Annotated in this window: 23 protein-coding genes; 13 read left to right on the top strand and 10 right to left on the bottom strand. The window is 67.4% G+C overall.

The features are described from left to right. Positions 1-26 precede the first annotated feature (26 nt). Complete coding sequence (locus tag QOL57_RS16185) at positions 27-980, bottom strand: FecR domain-containing protein (protein WP_089237952.1); 954 nt, start codon at positions 978-980, stop codon at positions 27-29. Between the two features lie 82 nt (positions 981-1,062). Beyond that, positions 1,063-1,566, bottom strand: a complete 504-nt coding sequence (locus tag QOL57_RS16180; protein WP_089235807.1) for an RNA polymerase sigma factor — start codon at positions 1,564-1,566, stop codon at positions 1,063-1,065. Between the two features lie 177 nt (positions 1,567-1,743). On the opposite strand from QOL57_RS16180, the gene QOL57_RS16175 reads away from it, so the two are divergent. The 5 genes from QOL57_RS16175 to QOL57_RS16155 are packed head-to-tail and all read left to right on the top strand — an operon-like array spanning position 1,744 to position 8,383. Next, complete coding sequence (locus QOL57_RS16175) at positions 1,744-3,687, top strand: TonB-dependent receptor (RefSeq protein ID WP_089235808.1); 1,944 nt, start codon at positions 1,744-1,746, stop codon at positions 3,685-3,687. Between the two features lie 2 nt (positions 3,688-3,689). Further along, a complete protein-coding gene (locus tag QOL57_RS16170) occupies positions 3,690-6,182 on the top strand; it encodes a cobaltochelatase subunit CobN (RefSeq protein ID WP_280521844.1) in 2,493 nt (830 codons plus the stop codon). Continuing rightward, positions 6,076-7,593 (top strand): cobaltochelatase subunit CobN, encoded by a 1,518-nt coding sequence (locus QOL57_RS16165; RefSeq protein WP_280521845.1) that lies wholly within the window; start codon positions 6,076-6,078, stop codon positions 7,591-7,593. Before QOL57_RS16170 ends, QOL57_RS16165 begins: the two co-directional genes overlap by 107 nt. Continuing rightward, positions 7,590-8,066 carry a MotA/TolQ/ExbB proton channel family protein gene (locus tag QOL57_RS16160; RefSeq protein WP_089235809.1) on the top strand — a complete coding sequence of 159 codons (477 nt, stop codon included), beginning with the start codon at positions 7,590-7,592 and terminating at the stop codon, positions 8,064-8,066. Before QOL57_RS16165 ends, QOL57_RS16160 begins: the two co-directional genes overlap by 4 nt. Continuing rightward, positions 8,066-8,383 (top strand): DUF2149 domain-containing protein, encoded by a 318-nt coding sequence (locus tag QOL57_RS16155; protein WP_089235810.1) that lies wholly within the window; start codon positions 8,066-8,068, stop codon positions 8,381-8,383. Before QOL57_RS16160 ends, QOL57_RS16155 begins: the two co-directional genes overlap by 1 nt. A gap of 123 nt (positions 8,384-8,506) precedes the next feature. Here QOL57_RS16155 and QOL57_RS16150 read toward each other — a convergent pair whose 3' ends face one another. Next, on the bottom strand, positions 8,507-9,433 hold the full coding sequence (locus QOL57_RS16150) for a LysR family transcriptional regulator (RefSeq protein ID WP_089235811.1): 927 nt from the start codon (positions 9,431-9,433) through the stop codon (positions 8,507-8,509). Positions 9,434-9,584: 151 nt separating this feature from the next. Between QOL57_RS16150 and QOL57_RS16145 the strand changes: the two genes are divergently transcribed. The 4 genes from QOL57_RS16145 to QOL57_RS16130 all read left to right on the top strand — a co-directional run bounded on the left by QOL57_RS16145 (position 9,585) and on the right by QOL57_RS16130 (position 12,402). Next, a complete protein-coding gene (locus QOL57_RS16145) occupies positions 9,585-10,451 on the top strand; it encodes a pirin family protein (protein ID WP_089235812.1) in 867 nt (288 codons plus the stop codon). Between the two features lie 69 nt (positions 10,452-10,520). Then, the gene (locus QOL57_RS16140) at positions 10,521-11,201 is read left to right on the top strand and encodes a hydrolase (RefSeq protein WP_089235813.1); all 681 of its coding nucleotides are present in this window, start codon (positions 10,521-10,523) and stop codon (positions 11,199-11,201) included. 80 nt (positions 11,202-11,281) lie between these two features. Next, positions 11,282-11,923, top strand: coding sequence for a hydrolase (locus QOL57_RS16135; protein ID WP_089235814.1), 642 nt, complete (start codon positions 11,282-11,284; stop codon positions 11,921-11,923). Between the two features lie 80 nt (positions 11,924-12,003). Continuing rightward, on the top strand, positions 12,004-12,402 hold the full coding sequence (locus QOL57_RS16130) for an OsmC family protein (protein ID WP_025874386.1): 399 nt from the start codon (positions 12,004-12,006) through the stop codon (positions 12,400-12,402). A gap of 34 nt (positions 12,403-12,436) precedes the next feature. Here QOL57_RS16130 and QOL57_RS16125 read toward each other — a convergent pair whose 3' ends face one another. The 6 genes from QOL57_RS16125 to QOL57_RS16100 all read right to left on the bottom strand — a co-directional run bounded on the left by QOL57_RS16125 (position 12,437) and on the right by QOL57_RS16100 (position 19,210). After that, a complete protein-coding gene (locus QOL57_RS16125; RefSeq protein WP_089235815.1) occupies positions 12,437-12,766 on the bottom strand; it encodes a hypothetical protein in 330 nt (109 codons plus the stop codon). Positions 12,767-12,863: 97 nt separating this feature from the next. Then, complete coding sequence (locus QOL57_RS16120) at positions 12,864-14,603, bottom strand: putative porin (protein WP_089235816.1); 1,740 nt, start codon at positions 14,601-14,603, stop codon at positions 12,864-12,866. A gap of 42 nt (positions 14,604-14,645) precedes the next feature. Next, on the bottom strand, positions 14,646-15,344 hold the full coding sequence (locus QOL57_RS16115) for a TonB family protein (RefSeq protein WP_089235817.1): 699 nt from the start codon (positions 15,342-15,344) through the stop codon (positions 14,646-14,648). 3 nt (positions 15,345-15,347) lie between these two features. Then, positions 15,348-15,761 carry a biopolymer transporter ExbD gene (locus QOL57_RS16110; RefSeq protein WP_089235818.1) on the bottom strand — a complete coding sequence of 138 codons (414 nt, stop codon included), beginning with the start codon at positions 15,759-15,761 and terminating at the stop codon, positions 15,348-15,350. Between the two features lie 10 nt (positions 15,762-15,771). Beyond that, positions 15,772-17,556: a MotA/TolQ/ExbB proton channel family protein gene (locus tag QOL57_RS16105; RefSeq protein ID WP_089235819.1), complete on the bottom strand. Its 1,785-nt coding sequence runs from the start codon at positions 17,554-17,556 to the stop codon at positions 15,772-15,774. Positions 17,557-17,593: 37 nt separating this feature from the next. Continuing rightward, a complete protein-coding gene (locus tag QOL57_RS16100; protein WP_089235820.1) occupies positions 17,594-19,210 on the bottom strand; it encodes a ShlB/FhaC/HecB family hemolysin secretion/activation protein in 1,617 nt (538 codons plus the stop codon). A gap of 201 nt (positions 19,211-19,411) precedes the next feature. Between QOL57_RS16100 and QOL57_RS16095 the strand changes: the two genes are divergently transcribed. Continuing rightward, the gene (locus QOL57_RS16095) at positions 19,412-19,753 is read left to right on the top strand and encodes a hypothetical protein (protein WP_089235821.1); all 342 of its coding nucleotides are present in this window, start codon (positions 19,412-19,414) and stop codon (positions 19,751-19,753) included. A gap of 7 nt (positions 19,754-19,760) precedes the next feature. Here QOL57_RS16095 and QOL57_RS16090 read toward each other — a convergent pair whose 3' ends face one another. After that, on the bottom strand, positions 19,761-20,219 hold the full coding sequence (locus tag QOL57_RS16090) for a general secretion pathway protein (protein ID WP_089237954.1): 459 nt from the start codon (positions 20,217-20,219) through the stop codon (positions 19,761-19,763). Positions 20,220-20,335: 116 nt separating this feature from the next. Here QOL57_RS16090 and gspH point away from each other — a divergent pair, with 116 nt between their 5' ends. Genes gspH through QOL57_RS16075 form a run of 3 tightly spaced genes read left to right on the top strand, consistent with a single transcriptional unit; the run spans position 20,336 to position 21,752 of the window. After that, positions 20,336-20,782 carry a type II secretion system minor pseudopilin GspH gene (gene gspH / locus QOL57_RS16085; protein WP_089235822.1) on the top strand — a complete coding sequence of 149 codons (447 nt, stop codon included), beginning with the start codon at positions 20,336-20,338 and terminating at the stop codon, positions 20,780-20,782. Next, on the top strand, positions 20,779-21,141 hold the full coding sequence (gspI, locus tag QOL57_RS16080) for a type II secretion system minor pseudopilin GspI (protein ID WP_089235823.1): 363 nt from the start codon (positions 20,779-20,781) through the stop codon (positions 21,139-21,141). The genes gspH and gspI overlap by 4 nt, the downstream gene beginning before the upstream one ends. Further along, entirely contained in the window at positions 21,138-21,752 is a 615-nt protein-coding gene (locus tag QOL57_RS16075) for a prepilin-type N-terminal cleavage/methylation domain-containing protein (protein ID WP_089237956.1), read from the top strand. Before gspI ends, QOL57_RS16075 begins: the two co-directional genes overlap by 4 nt. Positions 21,753-21,968: the final 216 nt, after the last annotated feature.

Genomic DNA, 21,968 nt, shown 5'->3' with positions numbered 1-21,968 from the left:
ATGGGCCCACCCGCCACCCCTCGACATCACCACAACAACAACGCGCCGCCCGGCAGGCGCTGGCTGCGCAGGCCGGCCTGCTGGGCCACGGCGGCAATCGCCGCATCCGGCTGCTGCAGGTGGAACAAGCCGCTCACCGCCACCTGCGCGCCCTGCCCGCGCAGAACCCAGACCGGCGCACGCCGATAGCGGGCAAGGCGCTCGATCGCCTGTTGCGCAGGCAGATCATCAATGACGATCTCGCTGCGTCGCCGCGGTGCGATGGCCTCCACATCGGTCAGCTGCAGCGGTTGCAGCCAGCGGCCATCACGGAACGCGCGTGCCTGCCCGGCCTGCAGCCGCTGCGCGGCGACATGACCCGGCCGGATTTCGACTTCGCCCTGGCTGACTTCGGTGGTCACCACGGCATCCTGCAACGCAACGCTGAATGCCGTGCCGATGTCACGGATCTCGCCGCCGCCGGCCTCCACCCGGAACGGTCGTGCTTCGTGCGCGACCTGGAACCAGGCGCTGCCACGCAGCAACTGCAGGCGGCGCTGGCCGGCGCTGAAATCAAGCGCCAGCGCGCTGCCTGCATCCAATATGGCAGTGCTGCCATCCTGCAACTGCACCGTGCGCGGCGCGCTGCCGCTGCGCACATCGCTGCGGACCAGCAGCCACGCGTGCGGCGCCACCGTCACCGAAAGCAGCAGCACCGCCGCACTGGCCAGCAGCCAAGGCAGTCGACGACGTGGCTGCAGCGGCCGCAGCGCGGGTTCGGCGGTCAATTCCGGGAGCGCAGCCAGGACATCCGGGCCGGCGGCATCCAGGCCTTGCCAGAAGGCCTGCTGCTGGCACCAGGCATCGGCATGCCGGGGATCGGCCTGCAGCCAGCGTTGCAGGGCGCGTTGCTGGCGCTCCGGCAACCGGCCCGCATTGCACCGTATCACCCAGCGCAACGCCTGCCTGGCCTGACGCGGCGAGGGTATGGACGTAGTCATGATTGTGGCCTGCGGCACCACCAACGGGTGCGCCTTACAGTTGAGACAACGGCGAGCGGCATCTGCCCACGGCACATGCAGGTCATGCGTGGCTTCCCCGCTGGTGCTGCTGGATGAGCAGGGCCGCGCGCAGCACGTACTTGCCCACCACACTCTTGGAAATACCCAGGCGCACGGCGATCTCGCGCTCGCTCAGGCCCAGGTAGCGGTTGAGCACGAAGCACTCGCGCACCTGTGGCGGCAGCGCCAGGATGGTCTGGCTGATCTCGCGCAGCTGGGCCTGGTCCAACGCCTGCGCCTCACCGTCATTGCTGGCATCGGCCAGGTCGCTGGCGTACTCCGCCATCGCCCGCCGTTCGCGCGCGTCGGCCTGGCTGCGGTTGAGCGCGTGGTGGTAGGCCATGCGGTACAGATACCCGCGCGGTTCCAGGATCGGCGGGTCGCCGGGCACGCTGCTGGCCTTCAGATAAAGGTTCTGCAGGGTGTCCTCGGTACTGGCCGGGTCGAGGTAGCGGGCAATGAAGCGGGACAACGCACGGCGCTCGCGGATCAACAGCTCGATCAGCGCCAGGGCATTGGGAGACATAAGTGCCAAGGCCGGACCGGGGAATGATGGGCGTGATGGCGACGGTCCGGACCGGGAGTGTAGGCGGCAACCGCCGATCCTGCACCCCCGGTCATGACGGCAGGCAGGACCTTCGGCCTATGAAGGCTGCGTGAAAATGATGTTATGTTATATCGTCACTATTGAAACCCCCTTCCCATGATCCGATTCCCCGATGCGGGCCGCCTGTCCTGCGCCGTGCTTCTCGCCTTGGCGCCGCCGCTGGCCGTGGCCGCTGCGGCACCCTCCCAGCTGGACCCGGTGGTGGTGACCGCCACCGCCACCGACCGCCTGGCCAGCGATGCGCCGGCCTCGATCAGCGTGATCACCCGCGAGCAGATCCAGCTGCGGCCGGTGCTGGACCTGGCCGATGCCCTGCGTGGCAGCCCGGGCGTGACCGTGGCCGGGGTCGGCTTCGGCCGACGCGGCATCCGCATCCGCGGTATGGACCCGGGCTACACCCTGGTGCTGCTGGATGGCCAGCGCGTGAGTGCCTCGGCCGACGCGATTGCCCATTCCGATTTCGACCTGGGCTGGCTGCCGGCCGCGGCGATCGAACGCATCGAAGTGGTGCGCGGGCCGATGTCGTCGCTGTACGGATCGGAGGCGCTGGGCGGCGTGGTCAATGTCATCAGCCGTCGCGCCACCGATGACTGGCAGGGCAACCTGATCTACAACGGCGGCGTGGTGGCTGGCGATCGCGGCGGCAACAGCACCCAGGCTGGCCTCTACGCAGGCGGCGCACTGGTGCCCGGCGTGCTGGGCCTGAGTGTGTTCGCCGAGCACCGGCAGAAGGACGCCACACGCGACCCCACCGACGAGCGCTTGGACGAGCAGGAAGCCCGCCGCGCCAACACCGGCCGCGCGGTGCTCACGTGGACCCCGGACGCGCGCCAGCGCATCGATCTGTCGCACCTGCAGGGCAGCGAACAACGCCGCCGCCATGCGCTGCAGGCCGGCACCACACCGTATGTGTATGAAACCGTGGATGACATCCAGCGTCGGCAGACGACACTGTCGCACCAGGGCGACTGGGCCTGGGGGCAGACCCGGGTCAGCGCCTATCGTGCACAGCTGGACCGGGACAACCGCCGCGATCGCGGCGAGGCGACGCGCCCGCAGCAGCTGACCGATCAGATTGTCGATGCACGTGCAACCGTCTCGCTCGGCACACACCACCGCGTCAGCGTGGGTGGCGAATGGCGGCGCCAGGAACTGGACGACGCCTCGGGCGCACGCAGTGGCCATCTGCAGGCCGACCAGACCGCTGTGTTCGTACAGGACGAGATCCAGCTCAACGACAGCCTGTCGCTGGTCGTTGGCAACCGCAGCGATCGCCATCCCGAATTCGGCTGGCACCACAGCCCGCGCGCGTACGCGGTGTGGCATGCCAATGAGGCATTCACGATCAAGGGAGGTATCGGCAGCGGATTCAAGGCGCCCAGCCTGAAACAGCTGTCGCCTGAGTACTCGGCGGTGGGCGGTGGTGGGCGCTTCACCATTGTCGGCAATCCACAGCTGAAGCCGGAACAGAACAGCAGCGCCGAACTGTCGGCGGCGTGGCAGCGTGACCGCTGGTCGCTGCAGGCCACCGCGTTCCAGAACGATCTCAAGGAGCTGATCCAGACCACCTGCGTGCGCGCCTGCGGCGTGCGTGGCCGCGAGCTGCGCAACTACACCAATGTGGCGCGTGCGCGGATCCGTGGCGTCGAGCTGGCAGCTACCGCGCCGATCAGCGAGCACCTGACCGCCGAAGCGAACTGGAGCTGGCTGGACCCGCGCGACCGCCAGACTGACCGGTGGCTGCTGGAGCGGCCCCGCCGCAGCGGCGCCACCGCCCTGAACTGGCAGCGCGGACCGTTGCAGGCGGCCGTGCGTGGGGAATACATCGGTCCACAGCAGCAGGCCGCCGGAGCTGCGCAGACCACCCTGCCCGGCTACTGGCTGTGGTCGCTGGATGCGCGCTGGCGCATCACCGACACGGTGAGCGTGCTTGCGGGCGTGGACAACCTGGCCAACAAGCGGCTGGATGAATCCGGCGCGCTGTATCCGTACCCGGAAACCGGTCGCTACGTGCACGCTGGCATCGAGCTGGGCTTCTGAGCATGCGCGGATGGCGACGGTGGCTGGCGCTGGTGCTGTGCGTGGCCGCGCCGATGGCCCACGCTGCGGCAGCAGCGCCTGCACTGCGGGTGGAGGTGGTCAGCAGCAGCTTCGTACTGCCGGGCAGGATCGCCCGCCTTGATGCACTCGGCAGCCCGCAGGGCGTGCGCTTCCAGCACCGCGTGGTCGACGCCGCAACATCGCTGCCAGCCGACTGGCCACGTGGCATCGATCTGGTGCTGCTGGACACGCCGCGCCCCAATGACGTCGAGCTGGTCACCTCGGCGGTGGACGCAGCACTGCGCGACGCCCAGGTGCCCTGGTTGCGCGTGGGCGGTGGTGCGCCGGTTTCCCATGGCCTGCCCGCCGACGTCGCCCGTCAGATTGCCGGCTATTACGGCAACGGTGGCGAAGCCAACATCCAGCATCTGACGCAGTTCCTGCGCGGCTGGCACGACGCTGCGGAGGCGATCGCGGTGCCGCCGCCACAGGTGATTCCGGCCACCGGCTACAGCACCCGGGGCGGACAGTGGCTGGATGACGCGGCAGCGCTGCAGGCGCAGTGGCGGCAGGAGGGTCAAGCCGCCTGGCCGAAGGTGGCGGTGCTGATCTCGAGCAGCATGGTCGGCACCATGCAGACCGAGGTACTGGACGCGTTGATCGAGGCCGGCCGTGCACGCAAGGTGGCACTGTTCGGGCTGTGGTTCGATGCGGCCGCCGACGATGCCCTGCAGCAGGCGCTGCGCGGGATCGCGGTGGATGCCGTGGTCAACCTGACCCATCTGCAGAACGGCACTGCACGCGCCGCTGAGTTCGCGGCGCTGGATGTGCCTGTGCTGCAGGCCCTGAACTACCGCCAGGGCGATGCCGATGCCTGGCGCGATGCAGCCAGCGGCGTACCGATGTCGATGCTGGCCACGTTCATGGCGGTGCCGGAGGCATGGGGAGCGAGCGACCCGATGGTGGTCTCGGCCAACACGCGCGGCGAACTGCTGCCGATTGCCGAGCAGGTGGATGCGCTGGCCGAAAAACTGCAGCGGTTGGCCGCGCTGCGGCATACCGCGGCCGCCGACAAACGGCTGGCGCTGCTGTTCTGGAACGCGCCCGATGGCGAGAAGAACCTGTCGGCTTCACACCTGAACGTACCGCGCAGCATCGAAACGCTGCTGCCACGCCTTGCACAGTCGGGCTATACGGTGGACGCGGCCGACGAAAAAACCCTGATTGACCGGCTGCAGGCGCTGCTCAGCGGCTACTACCATCCCGAACGCCTGGACGCGCTGTTGGCTCAGGGCCTGGCCGACACCGTGCCGGTGGCCGACTACACACGTTGGCTGGCTACCCTGCCCGCCAACCGCCGCGACGAACTGCGCCGCCAATGGGGCGACCCGGCCGATCATCCAGCAGTGCGCCGCATACAGGGGAAAGCGGTGTTCGTGCTGCCACGCCTGCGCATGGGCAATCTGCTGCTGATGCCGCAGCCACCACGCGCAGGCGAGGTCGGCCAGGCCACCCACGATGTGGCCTCGGTGCCCAGCCACTACTACCTGGCGGCCTACCTTTACCTGCGCACACAGTGGAAGGCCGATGCGCTGATCCACTTCGGTACCCACGGAACGCAGGAGTGGACGCCGGGCAAGGACCGTGGCCTGTGGGCCGGCGACTATCCCTGGCTGGCGGTGGGCGACCTGCCGGTCTTCTACCCGTACATCCAGGACAATGTCGGGGAGGCCATCCAGGCCAAGCGCCGTGGCCGCGCGGTGGTGGTCAGCCACCAGACACCCGCCTTCGCCCCATCCGGCCTGTACGACGAACTGCGTGACCTGCACGCCGTGGTGCACGAACTGCAACAGCTGGATGAAGGCCCGGTACGCGACGCCACCGCCGCGCGCCTGCGCACGCTGGCCACCGACAGCGGCATCGCTGCCGACCTTGGCTGGAGCGCACTGGACATGCAGGCCCGCTTCGCCAGCTTCCTGCCGCTGCTGCACGACCACCTGCATGAGCTGGCCCGGCGCAACCTGCCCCTGGGCCTGCACACCTTTGGCCAACCGGCGTCGGCCGATCACCGGCTGCTGATGGTGATGCAGCAGCTGGGCCCGGCCTATCTGCAGGCACTGGGCGAGGACGCAGCGGAGGCCAGCGCCGTGGACTACCGGCAGATCCAGCAGGGCATCGCCTATCGCACGCTGGCGCGCCACCTGCGCGACGGCGTGCCGATCGACAGCGTTGCCGACACGGAACTGCGCCGCGAACTGCAGCGCGCCGCGCAGCTGGACGCATCGTTGGCCGATCCGCAGGAAGCAGAGGCATTGCTGCACGGCCTGGCCGGTGGCTTCGTGCTGCCCGGTGCCGGCGGCGACCCGATCCGCACACCGGAGCTGCGCAGTGGCCGCAACCTGTTCGCCTTCGAACCGGACCGTATTCCCCCCCCGCGCTGCCTTCGACACCGGCGAGACAGCGCTGCAGCAACTACTGCAGGCCTATGCCGATGAACATGGTGGACAGCTGCCGCAGAAGCTCGCCATCAGCCTGTGGTCCAGCGAGGCCATCCGCCACCTTGGCGTGCTGGAAGCGCAGGTGCTGCATGCCCTCGGCCTGCGCCCGCGCTGGGACAGCGGCGGCAAGGTGGTGGCGCTGGACATCGTGGCGGACACCGACCTGAAACGGCCACGCATCGATGTCGTGGTACAGGCCACCAGCGTCTACCGCGACCAGTTCGATCCTTTCCTGCGCATGCTGGCTGCAGCGATCGAACAGCTTGCGGCGATGCCGGCCACCGCCAGCAACCCCATTGCGCGACACGCACAGGACATGCAACAACGCCTGCAGCAGCGCGGTGTGCCCGCTGAACGAGCCGCCGCCCTGTCGCGCCTGCGCATCTTCAGCAACGCGCCCGGCACGTATGGCAGTGGCCTGAATCATGCCGTGCTGGAGCGCGGCACCGCTGCCGGCAAGGACGATGCTGCACTGGCCAGCGGCTTCCTTGATCGCCTGCAGCACGGCTATGGCAGTGATGGCCAGGCCACCACCCTGCCCGGCAGCAACCTGTTCGCCGAACAGCTGCGCGGGGTGCAGGCAGCGGTGCTGTCACGGTCGTCCAATACCCACGGCCTGCTCAGTACCGACCATCCGTTCGAATACCTCGGTGGTCTGGCCCTGGCCGTGCGTCACCTCGACGGCGCCAGTCCGTCCCTTTACATCTCGGACCTGCGCGAACCGACGCCGCGCACGCGCAGTGCGGCGCGCTTCCTTGCCGATGAGCTGCGTGCGCAGACACTCAACCCACAGTGGATCAGCGCGATGCAGGGCGAAGGCTATGCCGGCACGCTGGAAGTGCTGAAGAACGTCGACAATCTCTTCGGCTGGCAGGTAACGGCGCCGGATACGGTGCGCGCCGACCAGTGGCAGGCCGTGCATGACACCTTCGTCCGCGACAGTCGCCAGCTGGGAATGGCGCGCTGGTTCGAGAGCCACAATGCCGATGCGCAGGTGCAGATGATCGAGCGCCTGCAGGAAGCCATCGCGCGGGGCTACTGGCAGGCCGACGATCGCACCCGCAGCGAGCTGCAGGCGCGTTTGAATCAGCTGCAGGCATCTGCCACGGCCGCGTTGCCAGCACGCGCCAGTGGCTACGGACTCGCACGTGGCCCGGCACCTGCGTCAGCGGCCAGTGCGGCGGCGGCCACCATCGAGACCCTCCCTGCCGATGCTGCGCCGACGCCAGCGGCCAGTGTGCGAGGACGAGTGATGCAGCAGGTGTCGCCGCCCTCGCCGCACGCGCCCTCGCTGTGGCTTGCCCTGGTCGCGCTGCTCGGCCTGCTCGGCGCAGGCGCGGCCCTGCAGGCCTGGCGCAATGCGCGACGGGCGCCCTCCCCCTCCCCTTCCAACACGGCCAACGCATGAACGCCCTTGAATCCACCCTCTACGATCTGTCCCATCTGTTCCTGGCACCGGTACTGCTGCTGATCCTGCTGGCACTGGCCTATGCCTTCCTCAGCTTCGGTGCGTTCGCGTGGGAAGCGCTGCAGCGGCGGCGCGGCCATTACCGCCCCGAGCTGCTGGCCTGGCAGGCCCGCCACGGCGGCAGCAGCGAGGATCTTGAACTGCGCATCCTGAAACGGCTGGAGGGTCTGCGCATCGTGTCGCGGACCGCGCCGATGCTGGGCCTGGTTGCAACCATGATCCCGATGGGCCCGGCGCTGCTGGCGCTGACCCGCAGCGATGCACAGGGCGTGGGCGAGAACATGGTGGTCGCCTTTTCGTCGGTCATCCTGGCCCTGGTTGCGGCCAGCCTGACGTTCCTGGTGCTGACCGTGCGCCGGCGCTGGCTGCTGCAGGAACTGCGCCAGTTCGAACGCCTGCAGGAGGTGCGCTGATGCGCTTTCTCGATGACGACGACGCCGATGATCCGATCCTGTCGGTGGTCAACCTGATCGACCTGTTCCTGGTCGTGGCCGGCATCCTGATGATCGTGATCGTGCGCAATCCGCTCAATCCGTTCGCCAGCCAGAACGTGACCGTGATCGAGAATCCCGGCCAGGCCGACATGCGCATCACGGTCAAGCAGGGCGAGGAGCTGACCCGTTACGAATCCACCGGCGAGATCGGCGAAGGCGGCGGAGTGAAAGCAGGCGTTACCTACCGGTTGCCCGATGGGCGCATGGTGTATGTACCGGAGGGCGCCGCGCCGTGAGCCGCGTAGATCCACGCCCTGCGTGGATGAACCACCTGCCACCACCTGCCAGTACCTGCCGCTCCAACCGAGCACCGCCGGCCCGACGGAGAATCGCGCGCCCCATCCACGCAGGGCGTGCATCTACGGCTCCTGCAGCGCATCGAAGCGCTCGGCCAGGTAGTCGATCAACGCGCGCACCGCCGGCAGCAGGCCGCGCCGCGAGGGGAACACGGCATGCACGATGCCGTGCCTGGGCTGCCACTGCGGCAGGATCGGCACCAGCGCGCCGCTGGCCAGTTCGTCGGTGATCATCATCCGCGGCAGCATCAGCACCCCGACACCGGCCACCGCCGCACTGCGCAGCGCGATCATGTCATCGCTGACCAGCCGCGGGCGGTGGTGCACGCTGGCCTGGACCTCCTCGGGACCGGCGTACTCCCAGGCGTGCACCTGCGCCGGCGATGCCAGGTCCACGGTGGGCATCATCGCCAGATCGGCAGGCACTTTCGGCGTGCCCATCTGCTTGAGCAGGGCCGGGCTGGCGGCGGTACACCAGATGCGACGGGCCAGCACGCGCACCACCAGATCGCTGTCCTCGAGCGGTGGCGGGCGCACGCGGATGGCCACGTCCACGCCCTCGCCCACCACGTCCACGCGGCGGTTGGTGGCATCCAGCTGCAGGGTCACCTGCGGATGCAGGGCCAGGAAGTCAGCCAGCATGCCGCCAATGCGCGCGTGCAGCAGTGCGATCGGACAGGCCAGGCGCAGGGTGCCCCGTGGTTCGGCACGCGACAGGGCGATGGCTTCCTCGGCTGCTTCGGCCTCCACCAGCATCGCCTTGCAGTGGCGGTAGTAGTCCTGGCCGATCTCGGTGACCGAAAAGCGGCGGGTGGAACGTTGGATCAGGCGGACACCCAGCCGTTCCTCCAGCAGGGCGATGCGGCGGCTGAGCTTGGACTTGGGCATCGCCAGTGCGCGCCCGGCCTGCGAAAAACCACCATGCTCGACCACCATGGCGAAGTAGAACAGGTCGTTGAGGTCGCAGCGGCGGATGTCGGCGATGAACACGGGGCGATCTCCTGCGGCCCTTGCCGGGCCTTCATCGTTCACGAAATAGGACTATGACGGCAAATTCTGCCAACTACCGGGCTCATTGTCACGGGGATATCGTCTCCGCAACGAAAAAACAGCGACCGGTTACCCCGGTCAGGAGATCGCCATGAAGCGTGTCACCGGTACTTACAGCGCCCCCCGCCCGCACTGGGTGGGCGATGGCTTCCCCGCCCGTTCGATGTTTTCCTACAACACCCATGGCCAGCACCTGAGCCCATTCCTGTTGCTGGACTACGCCGGGCCGTACAGCTTCCCGCCCAGCGAAACCCCGCGCGGGGTCGGCCAGCATCCGCATCGCGGCTTCGAGACCGTCACCATCGTCTACGAAGGCGAAGTCGCCCATCGTGACTCGACCGGCGCCGGCGGCACCATCGGCCCGGGTGACGTGCAGTGGATGACGGCTGCCTCCGGCATCCTCCATGAAGAATTCCACACGCCGGAATTCAGCAAGCGCGGCGGCACCCTGGACATGGTGCAGCTGTGGGTGAACCTGCCCGCCAAGGACAAGATGGGTGCGCCGGGTTACCAGACCCTGCTCGATGCGCAGATTCCTTCGGTGGCCTTGCCTGACGGTGCCGGCCGCGTACGCGTCATCGCCGGGGCATTCAATGGCCATGCTGGACCGGCACGTACCCATACCCCCATGGACGTGTGGGACATCCGCCTGCTGCAGGGCCAGCACGCTGAACTGCCGGTGGCCGATGGCCGCACCCTGGCGTTGGTGGTGCTGAAGGGCACGGTGCGGATCAACGGCGGCCAGCCGGTGGGTGAAGCACAGCTGGTGACCTTCGACCGCAACGGCGAAGACGTGTTCCTCGACGCCGACAGCGACGCCACCGTGCTGCTGCTCAGCGGCGAACCGATCGACGAACCGGTGGTGGGCTATGGCCCGTTCGTGATGAACACCCAGGCTGAGATCAGCCAGGCCGTCAACGATTTCAACGGCGGCCGTTTCGGCCAGATCGCGCACTGATCCACTGCATTGCGGCGGGCAACCGCCCGCCGCCTTCCGGGCCTTCGCCCCCTACCCAGGAAACTGACCATGAGTACCCCCGCCAACTTCAACGGCGCCCGCCCGGTGATCGACCCGGACAACGCCGCGATGCTGCTGATCGACCACCAGAGTGGTCTGTTCCAGACCATCGGTGACATGCCGTTCACCTCCGTACGGGCGCACGCCACCGCCCTGGCGAAGATGGCCACGCTGGCAAAGATGCCGGTGATCACCACCGCGTCGGTACCGCAGGGTCCGAACGGCCCGCTGATCCCGGAGATCCACGACTCCGCACCCCATGCGCAGTACGTGGCACGCCGCGGCGAGATCAATGCGTGGGACAACCCCGAGTTCGTCGCCGCGGTGAAGGCCACCGGCCGCAAGCAGCTGATCATCGCCGGCACCATCACCAGCGTATGCATGGCCTTCCCCTCGATTGCCGCCGTCGCCGACGGCTACCAGGTGTTCGCGGTGGTCGATGCCTCCGGCACCTATTCGAAGATGGCCGAGGAAATCACCTTGGCGCGCGTGGTGCAGGCCGGCGTGGTGCCGATGGATACCGCTGCGGTCGCCTCGGAAATCCAGCGCACCTGGAACCGCGAGGACGCCCAGCAGTGGGCGGCGATCTACACGCAGATCTTCCCCAACTACCAGCTGCTGATCGAGAGCTACCAGAAGGCGCAGGACGTGCAGAAGAACCACGAGCAGCTGGATTCGCAGCGCAGCTGAGCCCACTGCATCCACGGCAATTCCCGCCTGCCGGCACACCGCCGGCTCCACCGCAAGCCAACCCCGACCAGGACACCCTCATGGCCAGTGAACCGATCCGTGACCCCGTCAGCGACCACCTGCTGACCCCGCAGAATTCCGCCTTCATCATCATCGACTACCAGCCGGTACAGGTGAACTCCATCGCCTCGATGGACCGCCAGCTGCTGGTCAACAACATTGTCGGCACCGCCAAGGCGGCGGTCGCCTACGGCCTGCCGATCGTGCATTCGACCGTGAACGTGCAGACCGGCCTGAACAAGCCGCCGATCCCGCAGCTGCGCAAGGTGCTGGGCGACCACCCGACCTACGACCGCACCACCATCAATTCCTGGGAAGACGTCGAGTTCCGCAAGGCGGTGGCAGCGACCGGTCGCAGGAAACTGATCATGACCGCGCTGTGGACCGAAGCCTGCCTTACCTTCCCCGCCCTGGATGCGCTGAAGGAAGGCTATGAAGTCTACGTGGTGGTCGATGCGGTGGGCGGCACCTCGCTGGCCGCGCATGATGCCGCGCTGCGCCGCATCGAACAGGCCGGTGGCCAGTTGATCAGCGTGACGCAGCTGTTCTGCGAACTGCAGCGCGACTGGGTACGGGCGGAGACGGTGCCGGCCTTCATGAACCTCTTCATCGAAACCGGTGGTACGGCCGGCATCCAGTTCTCGTACGATCGTACGGAGTGATTCCGTGGCGGCTCCGGCTCCGGCTGGCGCCGCCTTTTCCTGCAGCCGGGCATGGTTCGGCGCTATAACTGGGGATTCCCATGGCCTACGCACGCATTGTTTCGACCGCCGACAACTACCTGCACCACATCAGCAACGGCCATTTCGATGTCGCGGCCGATGAGCCCGCCTCGCTCGGTGGCCAGGGCAAGGGCTTTGCCCCGTTCGACCTGTACCTGGCCTCGCTGGCCGCGTGTACCGCCATCACCCTGCGCATGTATGCCCAGCGCAAGGGCTGGGAGCTGGGCGAGTTCCACGCCGAGCTGCGTTCCGAACGTGATGCGGACGGGCGCTTCCACGTGCACCGCGTGCTGCATGCCACCGCCGAGCTGAGTGATGCGCAGTGGCAGCGCCTGCTGGAGGTGGTGGAAAAGACCCCGGTGACGCTGGTGATGCGCGAGGGTGCACGAATCACCAGCGAGCGCGGGGCGGCAGCATAAGCGCATCCACGCATGGCGTGGATCTACTGCCCCTTCAACGCCGTGAATGCAGCACGGTGCGCTGGCGCATGGCGTTGAATTCCTGTTCGACCTGCTGGATGTCTTCGGCCTGGAAGCCGGCGGCATCGAGCAGCTGATCGGCGGCCGCGGCAGCCAGCGGATCATCCTCGCGCTGGCGCCAGCAGCGTGCCGGCAGGAAATAGCCGACCTCGCTGCGCCCGCGCATGATGACGACCGGGCGCCCTGCATACAGCAGGAATTCGGCCAGGTGCTGGCGCAACCCCTCCACCGAGACATAGGCCGGCCCGATGCCCAGTGTCTGTGCAGCGGGCTCGGAACTCTCGAACAGCTTGCGACGGCTCATCCACTCCTCCTTTGTGCAACGCGTGGTCTTCCTTCCTTAGACGGGCGCGTCGCCGCGCCCCCGCCACACGTGTCGTGACTGCGATCACGCTGTCCGATCAGAAACCGGTGTTGAACTCCAGCTGGAACACGTCGATCGACAACGGCGGGCCCGACACTTCCTTGGCCGCCATCCACTTGCCGCTGATCCAGCTGCGCGCATCCAGCGCATAGGCGCCGCCGACGTAGTAGCCGCGCGCATTGGTACCGCCGAGGTGGAAGTTCGGATCGTTGTAAGCATCAGGCAGCGCATCGGCCTCGATCCGCTTGTAGCCCAGCAGGGCCTGCCACTGGCCCTTCTCCTTCAGCTCGGTGGCGCCGAAGGTCGCCTGCAGCATCCAGGCGGTGTCGCCGCTGCGGAAGGTGTCGATGCTGGCAGTGCCACCGGCGCCATAGTTGTTGACGATGCCATTGTTGGCCCGGGCGAACATGGCCTGCTTGTCATAGGCGAGGTTGCGGATGTAGTCCGCGTCCAGGCGCATGCCGATGTCCTGCGCAAGCTGTGTATCCCAGCGCAGGTTGAAGGTCGCCAGGCGGAATGCCGAGGCCAGGCCCACGTACTGCGGCGTGGGCGTATTGGCCGGATCCAGCGGATTGCGGGCGATATCGCGGATGAGCATCAGGGTATTGCCCTTCTGCATGAACGCCGGCCGCGACCAGTCGGTATCGCACCCGACCGCACCTGCGTACAGCGCGCACGGCGACGACAGGCGCCCACTGATGTTCTTGAAATCGTAGTAGCCCAGCGCTGCACGCAGGCTGTTGTCATCGTTGAAGCGCCAGTTCACCCCCACCTGTGCACCGGACAGCCACTTGTTCTCGTTGGGCGTCTTCACCCGGCTCTGGCTGGGAGCGCTGTCGGAGGTGTACTCCAACGGCACCACCGCCAGGTTGCCGAACAGGCCGACGTCGTCAGCGATGTCGTACCTGAGATTGGCCGCCAGGCCATCGAAGTTCAGGTCGTTGGAGAACAGCGTGTCGCTGGTCCAGAACGGATTGCCGAAGCGTCCGCCGCGCACCGTCACCCAGTCGGCCGGGCTGTAGGCCAGCCATGCCTGGTCCAGCCACACATCCTTCTTGCCCAGGCCGCCGCCAAGCTGTTCGGTGGTGGACACCGGCCCGTTGCTGCTGCCGCTGGCCAGGCGCACGCCTGCGGTGGTGTGCTCGCCGATCATCGCTTCGATGCCCAGCCGTGCACGGATGCGCCACAGGTTGCGGCGGTCCTGGCGGGTGTTGAGCAGCGGCGGCAGCTGCAGGTTGGTGTTGTTGTTGGTATCGAAACCGCTGCCCGCATTCACCGAGGCCCAGTTGGTTTCGATGTCGCTGTTGCGTTCGGAGTAGAAGCGCGACTCACTGCGCACGCGCATGTCACCGGTCACCTTGATGCGCTTGGTCCACTCGGCCACTTCGTTCGGCGCGGCCCAGCCCTCGGCTTTGGCCTGCGCCATCACGTCCTGGCGTACTTCATCGCGGATGCCATCACGCACGCTCTGCGGCACGTACGGCACACGCACGTCGCCTGCTTCCAGCGCCACGCCGCCGCTGCTGGCTGCGCTGCCCGCAGTGCCGCCTTGCGCGGCCGCCGCCTCCGCCTCGGCCTGGACCAGCAGGGCCTGGCCGTCTTCGGGCTTGAGCGCGCCACTGGCGATCAGCCCCTTGATCAGCTTGACCATGGTGGTTTCGGCAGCCATTGCGCTGGCCGGCACGGCCAGGCTTAGCAATACGGCGCAGCACAGCAGCGCCCGTCGGGCCGGCCGCGGGCGGCGGGATGCGGTTCGAGCGCGGTCGTGGTCGTTCATCACGGTTCTCATCGAAAGAAGGGAAATCACGGAGGTCATCGGTCAAGCGCCGGGGCGGCGCCCCTGGATCAGCACGCGCGCGGGGAAATCCAGCGACGCCGGTGGCATCTGGTCGACTTTGCCGATCTGCCGCAGCGCATCGAGCACGGCCACGTCGGCCTCCTCGTTACCGCTGCCACGCACCAGCTCGACCTTCTCCAGCCGGCCATCCGGTGCCAGCCACACATTCACCTGCAGCTGGAAGGCCAGGCGCTTGACCCGCGCATCGCGCGAGATCGCCTGTTGCATCAGATAGCCCAGGTAGCGGCCATAGCTGGCATTGCCGGCACCGCCGCGGCCCACACCCGACGAACCACCGCCGCTGCCCGACTGGATGCCGAAGCTGTCGCCGCCGGCCTGCGCATCGGCGTCCATGGTTACCGGGTCGGCGTTGTCCGGCGTCGGCGTCGGCTCTTCGGCCGGCGTTGGCTGGTCCAACGGTTCCGGCTCAGGCACGGTATCTTCCGGCGGCGTCTCCGGCTCGGGCGGTTTTTCCGGTGGCGGCGGTGGTGGTGGCGGTGGTGGCAACGCCAGCATCGGCGGCTGCACCACCGGCCGGCGGGTGCTGGCGGTGTCCTTGAAAAGCAGCCACCACAGGGCAACACCCAGTACCAGCAGCGCCGCCAGCACCAGCGCGATCGTCACCAGCAACTGGCGTCCGCGCGTACCAGGCTCCTGCAGGGGTGGTCGATGGCCGGCCATGCCTCAGCCCTGCGCCTTGCCGGTGACCAGGCCGACCTGGGCCAGCTCCAGCCGCCGCAGCAGATCCAGCACCTCGACCACGCGCGCGTACTGCACCTGCGCATCACCGCGCACGATCACCGGGAAATCCGGCGACGTCGCGCGTTCGGTACGCAGGCGGTCCTCCAGCTCGGCCATCGTCACCGGGTAGGCATCCAGGAATACCTGGCCGCTGGGGTCGATGGTGATCGCCTTGGTCTTGGGCTTCTCCAGTGCGGTGCTGTTGCTGGCTTTCGGCAGGTTGACCTCGATACCGGGAATGGAGGCGTTGCTGGTCAGGATGAAGATCACCAGCACCACCAGCAGCACGTCGACGAAGGGCGTCACGTTGATGCCCTTCTCGCGTTTCTTGATGCCGAACTTCGCCTTGTAGGCCATGGCCGGTCCCTCAGCCCTGGACCGCGGCCGGGCCGCGTCCGTCCTGCTCTTCGGCCAGGCGGGCGGCGAACTCGTCGATGAACACCGCCATGTCGGCGCCGATCGCTTCGGCGCGTGCGCCCAGCCAGTTGTAGCCGAACAGTGCCGGGATCGCGACGCCGAGGCCGGCGGCGGTACACAGCAGCGCTGCCGCCATGCCCGGGGCCACCGAGTTGATGTCCACCGCACCGGCCATCGCCGCCACCACGAACACCAGCATGATGCCGATCACGGTGCCGAACAGACCCACATACGGTGCACCCTCGATGGTGGTCGACAGCCAGTTCATGCGCCGCGCCATCGCCTCCTGTTCGCGCACCATCACCGCGTCCATCGACGCGCGGATGGCGGCGATGGTGGCCGCGCTCAGATAGCCGGAATTGCCATCGCGCTGATGGCGCTGCTGCATTTCATCGATGGCCACCTGGTAGATGCGCCACAGCGAGCCGTCGTGCATCGCCGTCGGCACCTTGCCCTGCCGGTCCATCTCGGACAAGGTGCGCAGCGGCACGCCGGAGAGCTTGCTGAAGCTCTCGGTGAACACTGCATTGGCCTTGCTGGTGCGACCGAAATGGCGACTCTTGGCGATCATGATCGCCCATGACAACAGCATCATCAGGCCGAGGATGGCGACCACCACCCAGGCGTCGAACGGCATCGCCTTGAGGATGAAGGCGAAGTGGCTCTGTCCGGCCGATTGCTCGTCAGCACCGTAGCTGATCAGGCGCGAATCGGCTCCCTGCGCGGTGGCGTCGGCCAGCAGCAGCGCCGCCGGGCGCGCCACGCGTGAGATCCGCAGTTCATCCAGCGCACCATCGAAGTTGGCCAGCGGCTGCGTCGCACCCGGTGCATCGGTACCTACCACCGCAGCGGTGCTCAGTGCCGGCAATTCACCACTGAGCTGGGCCACCACGCGACCGTTCAGATACAGCTGCAGCGACCCCTTCTCGGCGGTAAGCGCGAGATGCGCCCACTGTCCTTCCGGGATCGGTTGTGCCGGCGTGCTGCGTTGACCGTTGAGCTGCACGAACGGCACGCGGTTGTCGATGCCCAGCACCAGCTCGGCGCTGCCATCGCGCCGGGCATAGATCGCCTGCGCGGTGGTCAGCGCGCCCGGCTTGATCCAGGCCGAAACGGTGAGCGGCGCACCCGCTTCCTGTGCCAGCGACGCACTGGCCGGCAACGGCAGCGGGCCAGCACCCAGCTGCACGCCACGCCCGATCACCGTGCTTTCCGCCGCAGGCACTACCGCACCGGCCGTGTTGCCGTAGGCCGTGGTATCACGCGCCGGCGCATTGGCTTCGGCGAAGTGGTAGACCAGCGTGTAGTCCGGATCGAACACCTGCTGGCCATTGCCGCTGGCCGGTGCCTTCGCGTTGCCGTAGTACATCCAGATCGTCTGCGGCGCGCTGGCGGTCAGCGCCGGAACGTCCACCCATACCAGGGCCAGGCCCAGGTTCGGGTCGAACTGCTCGATCTGATGGGCCAGCACGGTGCGCCCATCAGCTGAAACGAAGCGCAGGTCGTTGCCACTGTCCTGGGTGCCATCAAAACCGAAATTGCCGGTATGCAGGCGCAGCAGCAGCGGTGTACGCCCGGGATTGCCGGCCAACCCCGCGCCCTGTGGGCCGGCGTCGACGGTGATCGGCTTGCGGTACTTCCATTCGGCCTGCCACCAGTTGGCTTCGGCCGCGGCGGCGGGCAGCGCGATCAGCGCAGCCAGCAGCAGCAACATTCGCGAAAGCAGACGGTCCATGCAAAAGGTCTCCGGAGAACGCATCTCAAGGGAAGGGTCAGTAGCTGGTGCTGATGTTGAAATGCAGGCGCGGGTCGTCCTTGCGCGTGACCGGGCCGTCGGCGTAAGGCCAGGCGTAGTCCAGGCGCAGCTGCAGGTGTTCGCCCAGGCGCAGCTGCGCGCCCAGCCCGACCGAGGCCAGGTTGTACTTGTCGCGCTGTTCCGGCAGCGGCTGACGCAGGCGCAGGTAGGCCGCGTCGGCGAAGCTGTACAGGCGCAGGTCGGTACCACTCCACAGCGACCACGCCGGGGTGCGCCATTCCAGGTTGGCCAGGCCACCGTAGTCGCCGATCGCTTCGGCCGAGAGGTAGCCACGCACGGTGTACATGCCGCCGGCGGCGAACTGTTCGGCCGAGACCAGCGGCGCATCGGTTGCCTGCAGCGAGCCACGCGCATACCACTGCCAGTCGTTGCCGAATGTGTGCGTATTGGAGACATCCGCCTTGAACGCTACGAAGCTCGGGTCGGCCCAGTAGCGCTTCTGACCGAAATCGGTGGCGTTGCTGCCATAGCCGAACAGACGCCGGGTTCCCGCCACCAGCTGCGTGTTGATGCTCAGCTGATCGCTCTCGCCCTGGCGCACGCCGACGAACGCCAGCGTGACCGGCGCGTACTTCAACGGCGTCTTCAGGCTGTCCTTGCCCATCTGCGTGTCTTCTTCGGTGTCCTTGAAGTCCACGCCGAGGCTGAGCTGGCGCCACCAGTGGCTGCTGCCGGTCAGGCGGTAGTTGAGCTTGAGACCAATGGAATGACCGTTGCCGATCACGTTGGTGCCGGTGCCGGTACCGACCTGCCCGCCCGCATTCAGTACGCGGCTGTCGGACTTGTAACCGGACGCTTCCAGGCTCCACGGTGTGCCTTCAAAGGGCATCGTGTACGAGGCCGAAAACACCTTCGCCTGTTTGGTATCTTCCGGTGAAAGGTACACACCGATGTTGACGCTGTGCCCGCGCTTCCACAGGTTGTCGTGGGCCAGCGATGCACTCAGCCGCAGCTTCTCGGTGTCGGCACTGTGGTCGTTGTTGAGTGCCGCGCTCGCGCGCCACGGCGACTTCTCTTCCACCTGCAGGTCCACATCCATGGTGCCCGGCACCTGGCCTTCGCGCACCAGCGGAAGCACCTGGCGACGACCACCCTCGTTCAGCGCAGTCAGTTCCTTCTGCGCCTGGTCGAAGTCCGGTACCCGCCCCTCAGCCAACGCCGGTACCCGCTCGCGGATGCGTTCGGGTGAGTCATGGCGGGCACCGACCACGCGCAGCTGGCCAATGGGCGTCTGCTGCACCTTCAGCAGCACCACGCCCGCGTTGACCTGCTGTTCGGGCAGCTCCACATAGACCGATTGGTAGCCGGCCTGCTGATACAGCGCGTTGACTGCATCACGTGCCTTCTCGACATCGGCGAGCGTTTTACCGGGGCCGAGGAACGGCTCGACCGCACGTTCGATCTGGCGCGCATCGAGCACGGTGTTGCCGCGCACGATGTACTCGTTGATGTTCACCGTGGGCGCTGGCGCGGCGTCCTGCGCGAGCACTGGAAATGGCAGCGACGCCAGGGCCAGCATCAGAGGATGCAGACGCAGCGGAAGGCGAGCGGCACGGCACGGAACGGGAGTCATCGAAGGCATCGCGTCGTATCGAAGGGAATGGCCAGGGAGCGGCGCGTGGGTCTACCAACAGGACGTGCAGGCCGCGTCAAAACCGCCAACAGTTTTGTGACAGCACTGTCATCTTTTGACGATGCTGAAACAGGCGCAGGCGGACACTTCGTCTGGCATACGTCTTCATTGCAAAGCGCTTGCTGCCTCGGGAGATTCAAGATGCACGCCACCCTGCTTACGCCAGACCGCCCTGCCCTCTGTGTGGCGTTGGTTCTGGCACTGGCCTCACCCTGGGTGCGGGCCGACCAGGCTGCCAAACAGGCAGATGCAGCGCCATGCATCGAAGTACAGGTCAATGGCGAGCGCATCCCCGCCTGGGACTGCCTGCAACGCAAGTTGGCGCCGGCAGAAAACACAGCCCTCCGTCCCAATCTTCCCGAGGCCGAACGCTTGATGCGCAAGCCAGGCAACCAGTTGCTGCAGTACAACCTGGAAGGCACCCGCCAACGCATGGGCGACGCGTTCGGGCGTTCGGTGGTGCCACAGCGCCCAGCGCGCTGAGCCGTGTTCAGTGCCGCCCCAGCGCGGCGGGAACGATGCCATCGGTGGGCAGCGGCGGCAGTTCGGGCACGGGCAGCGAGCGCGGCTGTCCTGCCTGCTGCAGTTCAACCGCGTTCGCGCTGATCGCTGCCAGTACGGTAGATGGACCCAGACGTTGGCCCGGTGCATAGGCCTGGGCAGGTGCGCCATCCACCGACAGCAGCGCCAGTGGCGCCTGTTGCCCGGCCATTACGCCCAGCACGGCCACGTCGGTCTGCACCGCGCCGGGCGAGAGCAGCCGCACCAGCGGTGCGCTCGCAGCGTCGTCGAGGGCCGGGGCGGCGACTACGGCGACCTGCACCGGGGCGGCGGCAACGCGAACCGGCGCCATGAACAAGGCCATGCCCCAATATCCCGCCACGGCCAGCAGCAGCATGGCCGCCAGCAGGGTCAACATGCGATTGCGATCCCAACGCCTGCCGTCCATGTTCCGCACCTTCGCCATGTTCCTGTGCGGCCACGCTAGCAGCTGCCGCTGACGCTTTTGTTTCATCATCCGCACCTACGCTGGCAGGTATCGGCAAGGACGGGAGGCGATGTCCGATGCAACGCAGACCACGCGGCTTCACCCTGATTGAACTGATGGTGGTACTGGTCATCATCGGCATCTGCACGGCGGGCATCGGTCTTGGCCTTGGCAGCCTGCTCGACCCTGCGCGGCAGCTGCGCCAGGAATCGGAGCGGTTGGCGCAGCGCCTGCAGGTCGCGCGCGATGAAGCACGCATCGATGGTCGGCCGATCCGCTGGCAGGCCAGCGCAGAAGGCTATCGCTTCAGCCGCCGCGACAGCGAAGGCTGGGTCGAGCTGCGGCGCGATGACCTGCTGCGCCCCCAGCAGTGGCAGACCCACGGCATTGAAGTGCAACCGGCGGCCGCCATCGAGCTGAGTCCTGAATGGATCGGCGTGCCGTGGGAGCTGGCGTTGTCGCTGGACGGCCGTCGACTGCGTCTTCGTGATGATGGCAGTGGACAATTGCAGGTCATGCAGTGAAGCGGAAGCAACGCGGATTCACGCTGATCGAGGTGCTGATCGCGTTGGCCATCGTGGCCATCGCCTTGGCGGCGGTGATGCGCTCGGTGGCGGTGGCGACCGATGACCAGTCGCGTCTGCGTGACCGTCGGCTGGCCCTGCTGTGTGCGCAGGACCGCTGGCAGGAGCTGCGCCTGGCCGCACAGCCACCCGGCGATGCACATCTGCTGTGCCTGCAGGGGCGCACCCGTTTCCTGGTGCAGCAGCACCTGGGCAGCGGCGCCGACGGGCAACCGCAGCTGGAGCTGAGCGTGGTGGCCGAAGATGCACCGAAGCAGTCGCTGGCGCGGCTGCAGCTGCCATGGACGGCGGCGCCATGAAACGCGCTGCGGGTGGCTTCACCCTGATCGAAGTGATGATCGCCATCACCATCATGGGCGTGCTGGCAGTGATCTGCTGGCGCGCCCTGGACAGCGTTGCCAGCACTGACCAACGCCTGCGCCAGGCCGATGCCGAAACCAGCACGGCGATGCGGGTGTTGCAGCAGTTCCAGCGCGATATCGAGATGCGCGCCGACGACGCGCTGATGAACGGCGCGGTGCGACCAGCCGATCAGCCTGCGCGGCTGCTGCCGCCGTCGTTGACCAGTGAGCGCCACACCGATGGCGGCTTCACCTTGGAGATCACCCGCAGCGTCGGCAGTGACGGGCTGCAGTGGCAGCGCGTTCGCTGGTGGCGGCAAGGCAGCACGTTGTGGCGCGCCAGCGGTGCGCCGTCGGATCACTATCCGCTGCCTGCGCCCGAGCCGGCGCGCGGGCTGCTGGTGGCGCGTGATGTGCAGCGCTTCGAGGTGCGGGCGTGGCAGCCGGGGGTGGGTTGGGCGATGCTGCCGAGCCAGGGGGAGGTATTGCCGGCGACGGGTCTGGAATTGCGGTTGGGGTTGCGTGATGGACGCGGGCCGTTGAGTTACCGGCGGGTGTTGGCGCTCTGAAGGAGCATCCACGCATGGCGTGGATCTACTGAACTGCATCCACGCATGGCGTGGATCTACTGAACTGCATCCACGCATGGCGTGGATCTACTGGGCTGCATCCACGCATGGCGTGGATCTACTGCCCCCCGGTCGCCGGGCGCTGTCCCGCGCCCGGCGCCGCCGTGTCGGTGGTCCTCACCGCTGATGGCTGCTCCCTGCCCTCCGTGCCGTCCT

It is taken from the genome of Stenotrophomonas sp. yr243 (assembly GCF_900184195.1).
Lineage (GTDB): Bacteria > Pseudomonadota > Gammaproteobacteria > Xanthomonadales > Xanthomonadaceae > Stenotrophomonas > Stenotrophomonas lactitubi.
Note: the sequence above shows the minus strand (reverse complement) of the source record. Positions and strands in the feature narration are given on the sequence as shown.

Bases quoted from the DNA above. Each gene is read 5' to 3' on its own strand.
- QOL57_RS16135 (WP_089235814.1), top strand. From the start codon at position 11,282: ATGGCCAGTGAACCGATCCGTGACCCCGTCAGCGACCACCTGCTGACC.
- QOL57_RS16155 (WP_089235810.1), top strand. From the start codon at position 8,066: ATGCGCTTTCTCGATGACGACGACGCCGATGATCCGATCCTGTCGGTG.
- QOL57_RS16090 (WP_089237954.1), bottom strand. From the start codon at position 20,219: ATGGACGGCAGGCGTTGGGATCGCAATCGCATGTTGACCCTGCTGGCG.
- QOL57_RS16075 (WP_089237956.1), top strand. From the start codon at position 21,138: ATGAAACGCGCTGCGGGTGGCTTCACCCTGATCGAAGTGATGATCGCC.
- QOL57_RS16100 (WP_089235820.1), bottom strand. From the start codon at position 19,210: ATGACTCCCGTTCCGTGCCGTGCCGCTCGCCTTCCGCTGCGTCTGCAT.
- QOL57_RS16180 (WP_089235807.1), bottom strand. From the start codon at position 1,566: ATGTCTCCCAATGCCCTGGCGCTGATCGAGCTGTTGATCCGCGAGCGC.
- QOL57_RS16120 (WP_089235816.1), bottom strand. From the start codon at position 14,603: ATGAACGACCACGACCGCGCTCGAACCGCATCCCGCCGCCCGCGGCCG.
- gspH (WP_089235822.1), top strand. From the start codon at position 20,336: ATGCAACGCAGACCACGCGGCTTCACCCTGATTGAACTGATGGTGGTA.
- QOL57_RS16170 (WP_280521844.1), top strand. From the start codon at position 3,690: ATGCGCGGATGGCGACGGTGGCTGGCGCTGGTGCTGTGCGTGGCCGCG.
- QOL57_RS16095 (WP_089235821.1), top strand. From the start codon at position 19,412: ATGCACGCCACCCTGCTTACGCCAGACCGCCCTGCCCTCTGTGTGGCG.
- QOL57_RS16115 (WP_089235817.1), bottom strand. From the start codon at position 15,344: ATGGCCGGCCATCGACCACCCCTGCAGGAGCCTGGTACGCGCGGACGC.
- QOL57_RS16130 (WP_025874386.1), top strand. From the start codon at position 12,004: ATGGCCTACGCACGCATTGTTTCGACCGCCGACAACTACCTGCACCAC.
- QOL57_RS16110 (WP_089235818.1), bottom strand. From the start codon at position 15,761: ATGGCCTACAAGGCGAAGTTCGGCATCAAGAAACGCGAGAAGGGCATC.
- QOL57_RS16140 (WP_089235813.1), top strand. From the start codon at position 10,521: ATGAGTACCCCCGCCAACTTCAACGGCGCCCGCCCGGTGATCGACCCG.
- QOL57_RS16185 (WP_089237952.1), bottom strand. From the start codon at position 980: ATGACTACGTCCATACCCTCGCCGCGTCAGGCCAGGCAGGCGTTGCGC.
- QOL57_RS16145 (WP_089235812.1), top strand. From the start codon at position 9,585: ATGAAGCGTGTCACCGGTACTTACAGCGCCCCCCGCCCGCACTGGGTG.
- QOL57_RS16105 (WP_089235819.1), bottom strand. From the start codon at position 17,556: ATGGACCGTCTGCTTTCGCGAATGTTGCTGCTGCTGGCTGCGCTGATC.
- QOL57_RS16125 (WP_089235815.1), bottom strand. From the start codon at position 12,766: ATGAGCCGTCGCAAGCTGTTCGAGAGTTCCGAGCCCGCTGCACAGACA.
- QOL57_RS16160 (WP_089235809.1), top strand. From the start codon at position 7,590: ATGAACGCCCTTGAATCCACCCTCTACGATCTGTCCCATCTGTTCCTG.
- QOL57_RS16175 (WP_089235808.1), top strand. From the start codon at position 1,744: ATGATCCGATTCCCCGATGCGGGCCGCCTGTCCTGCGCCGTGCTTCTC.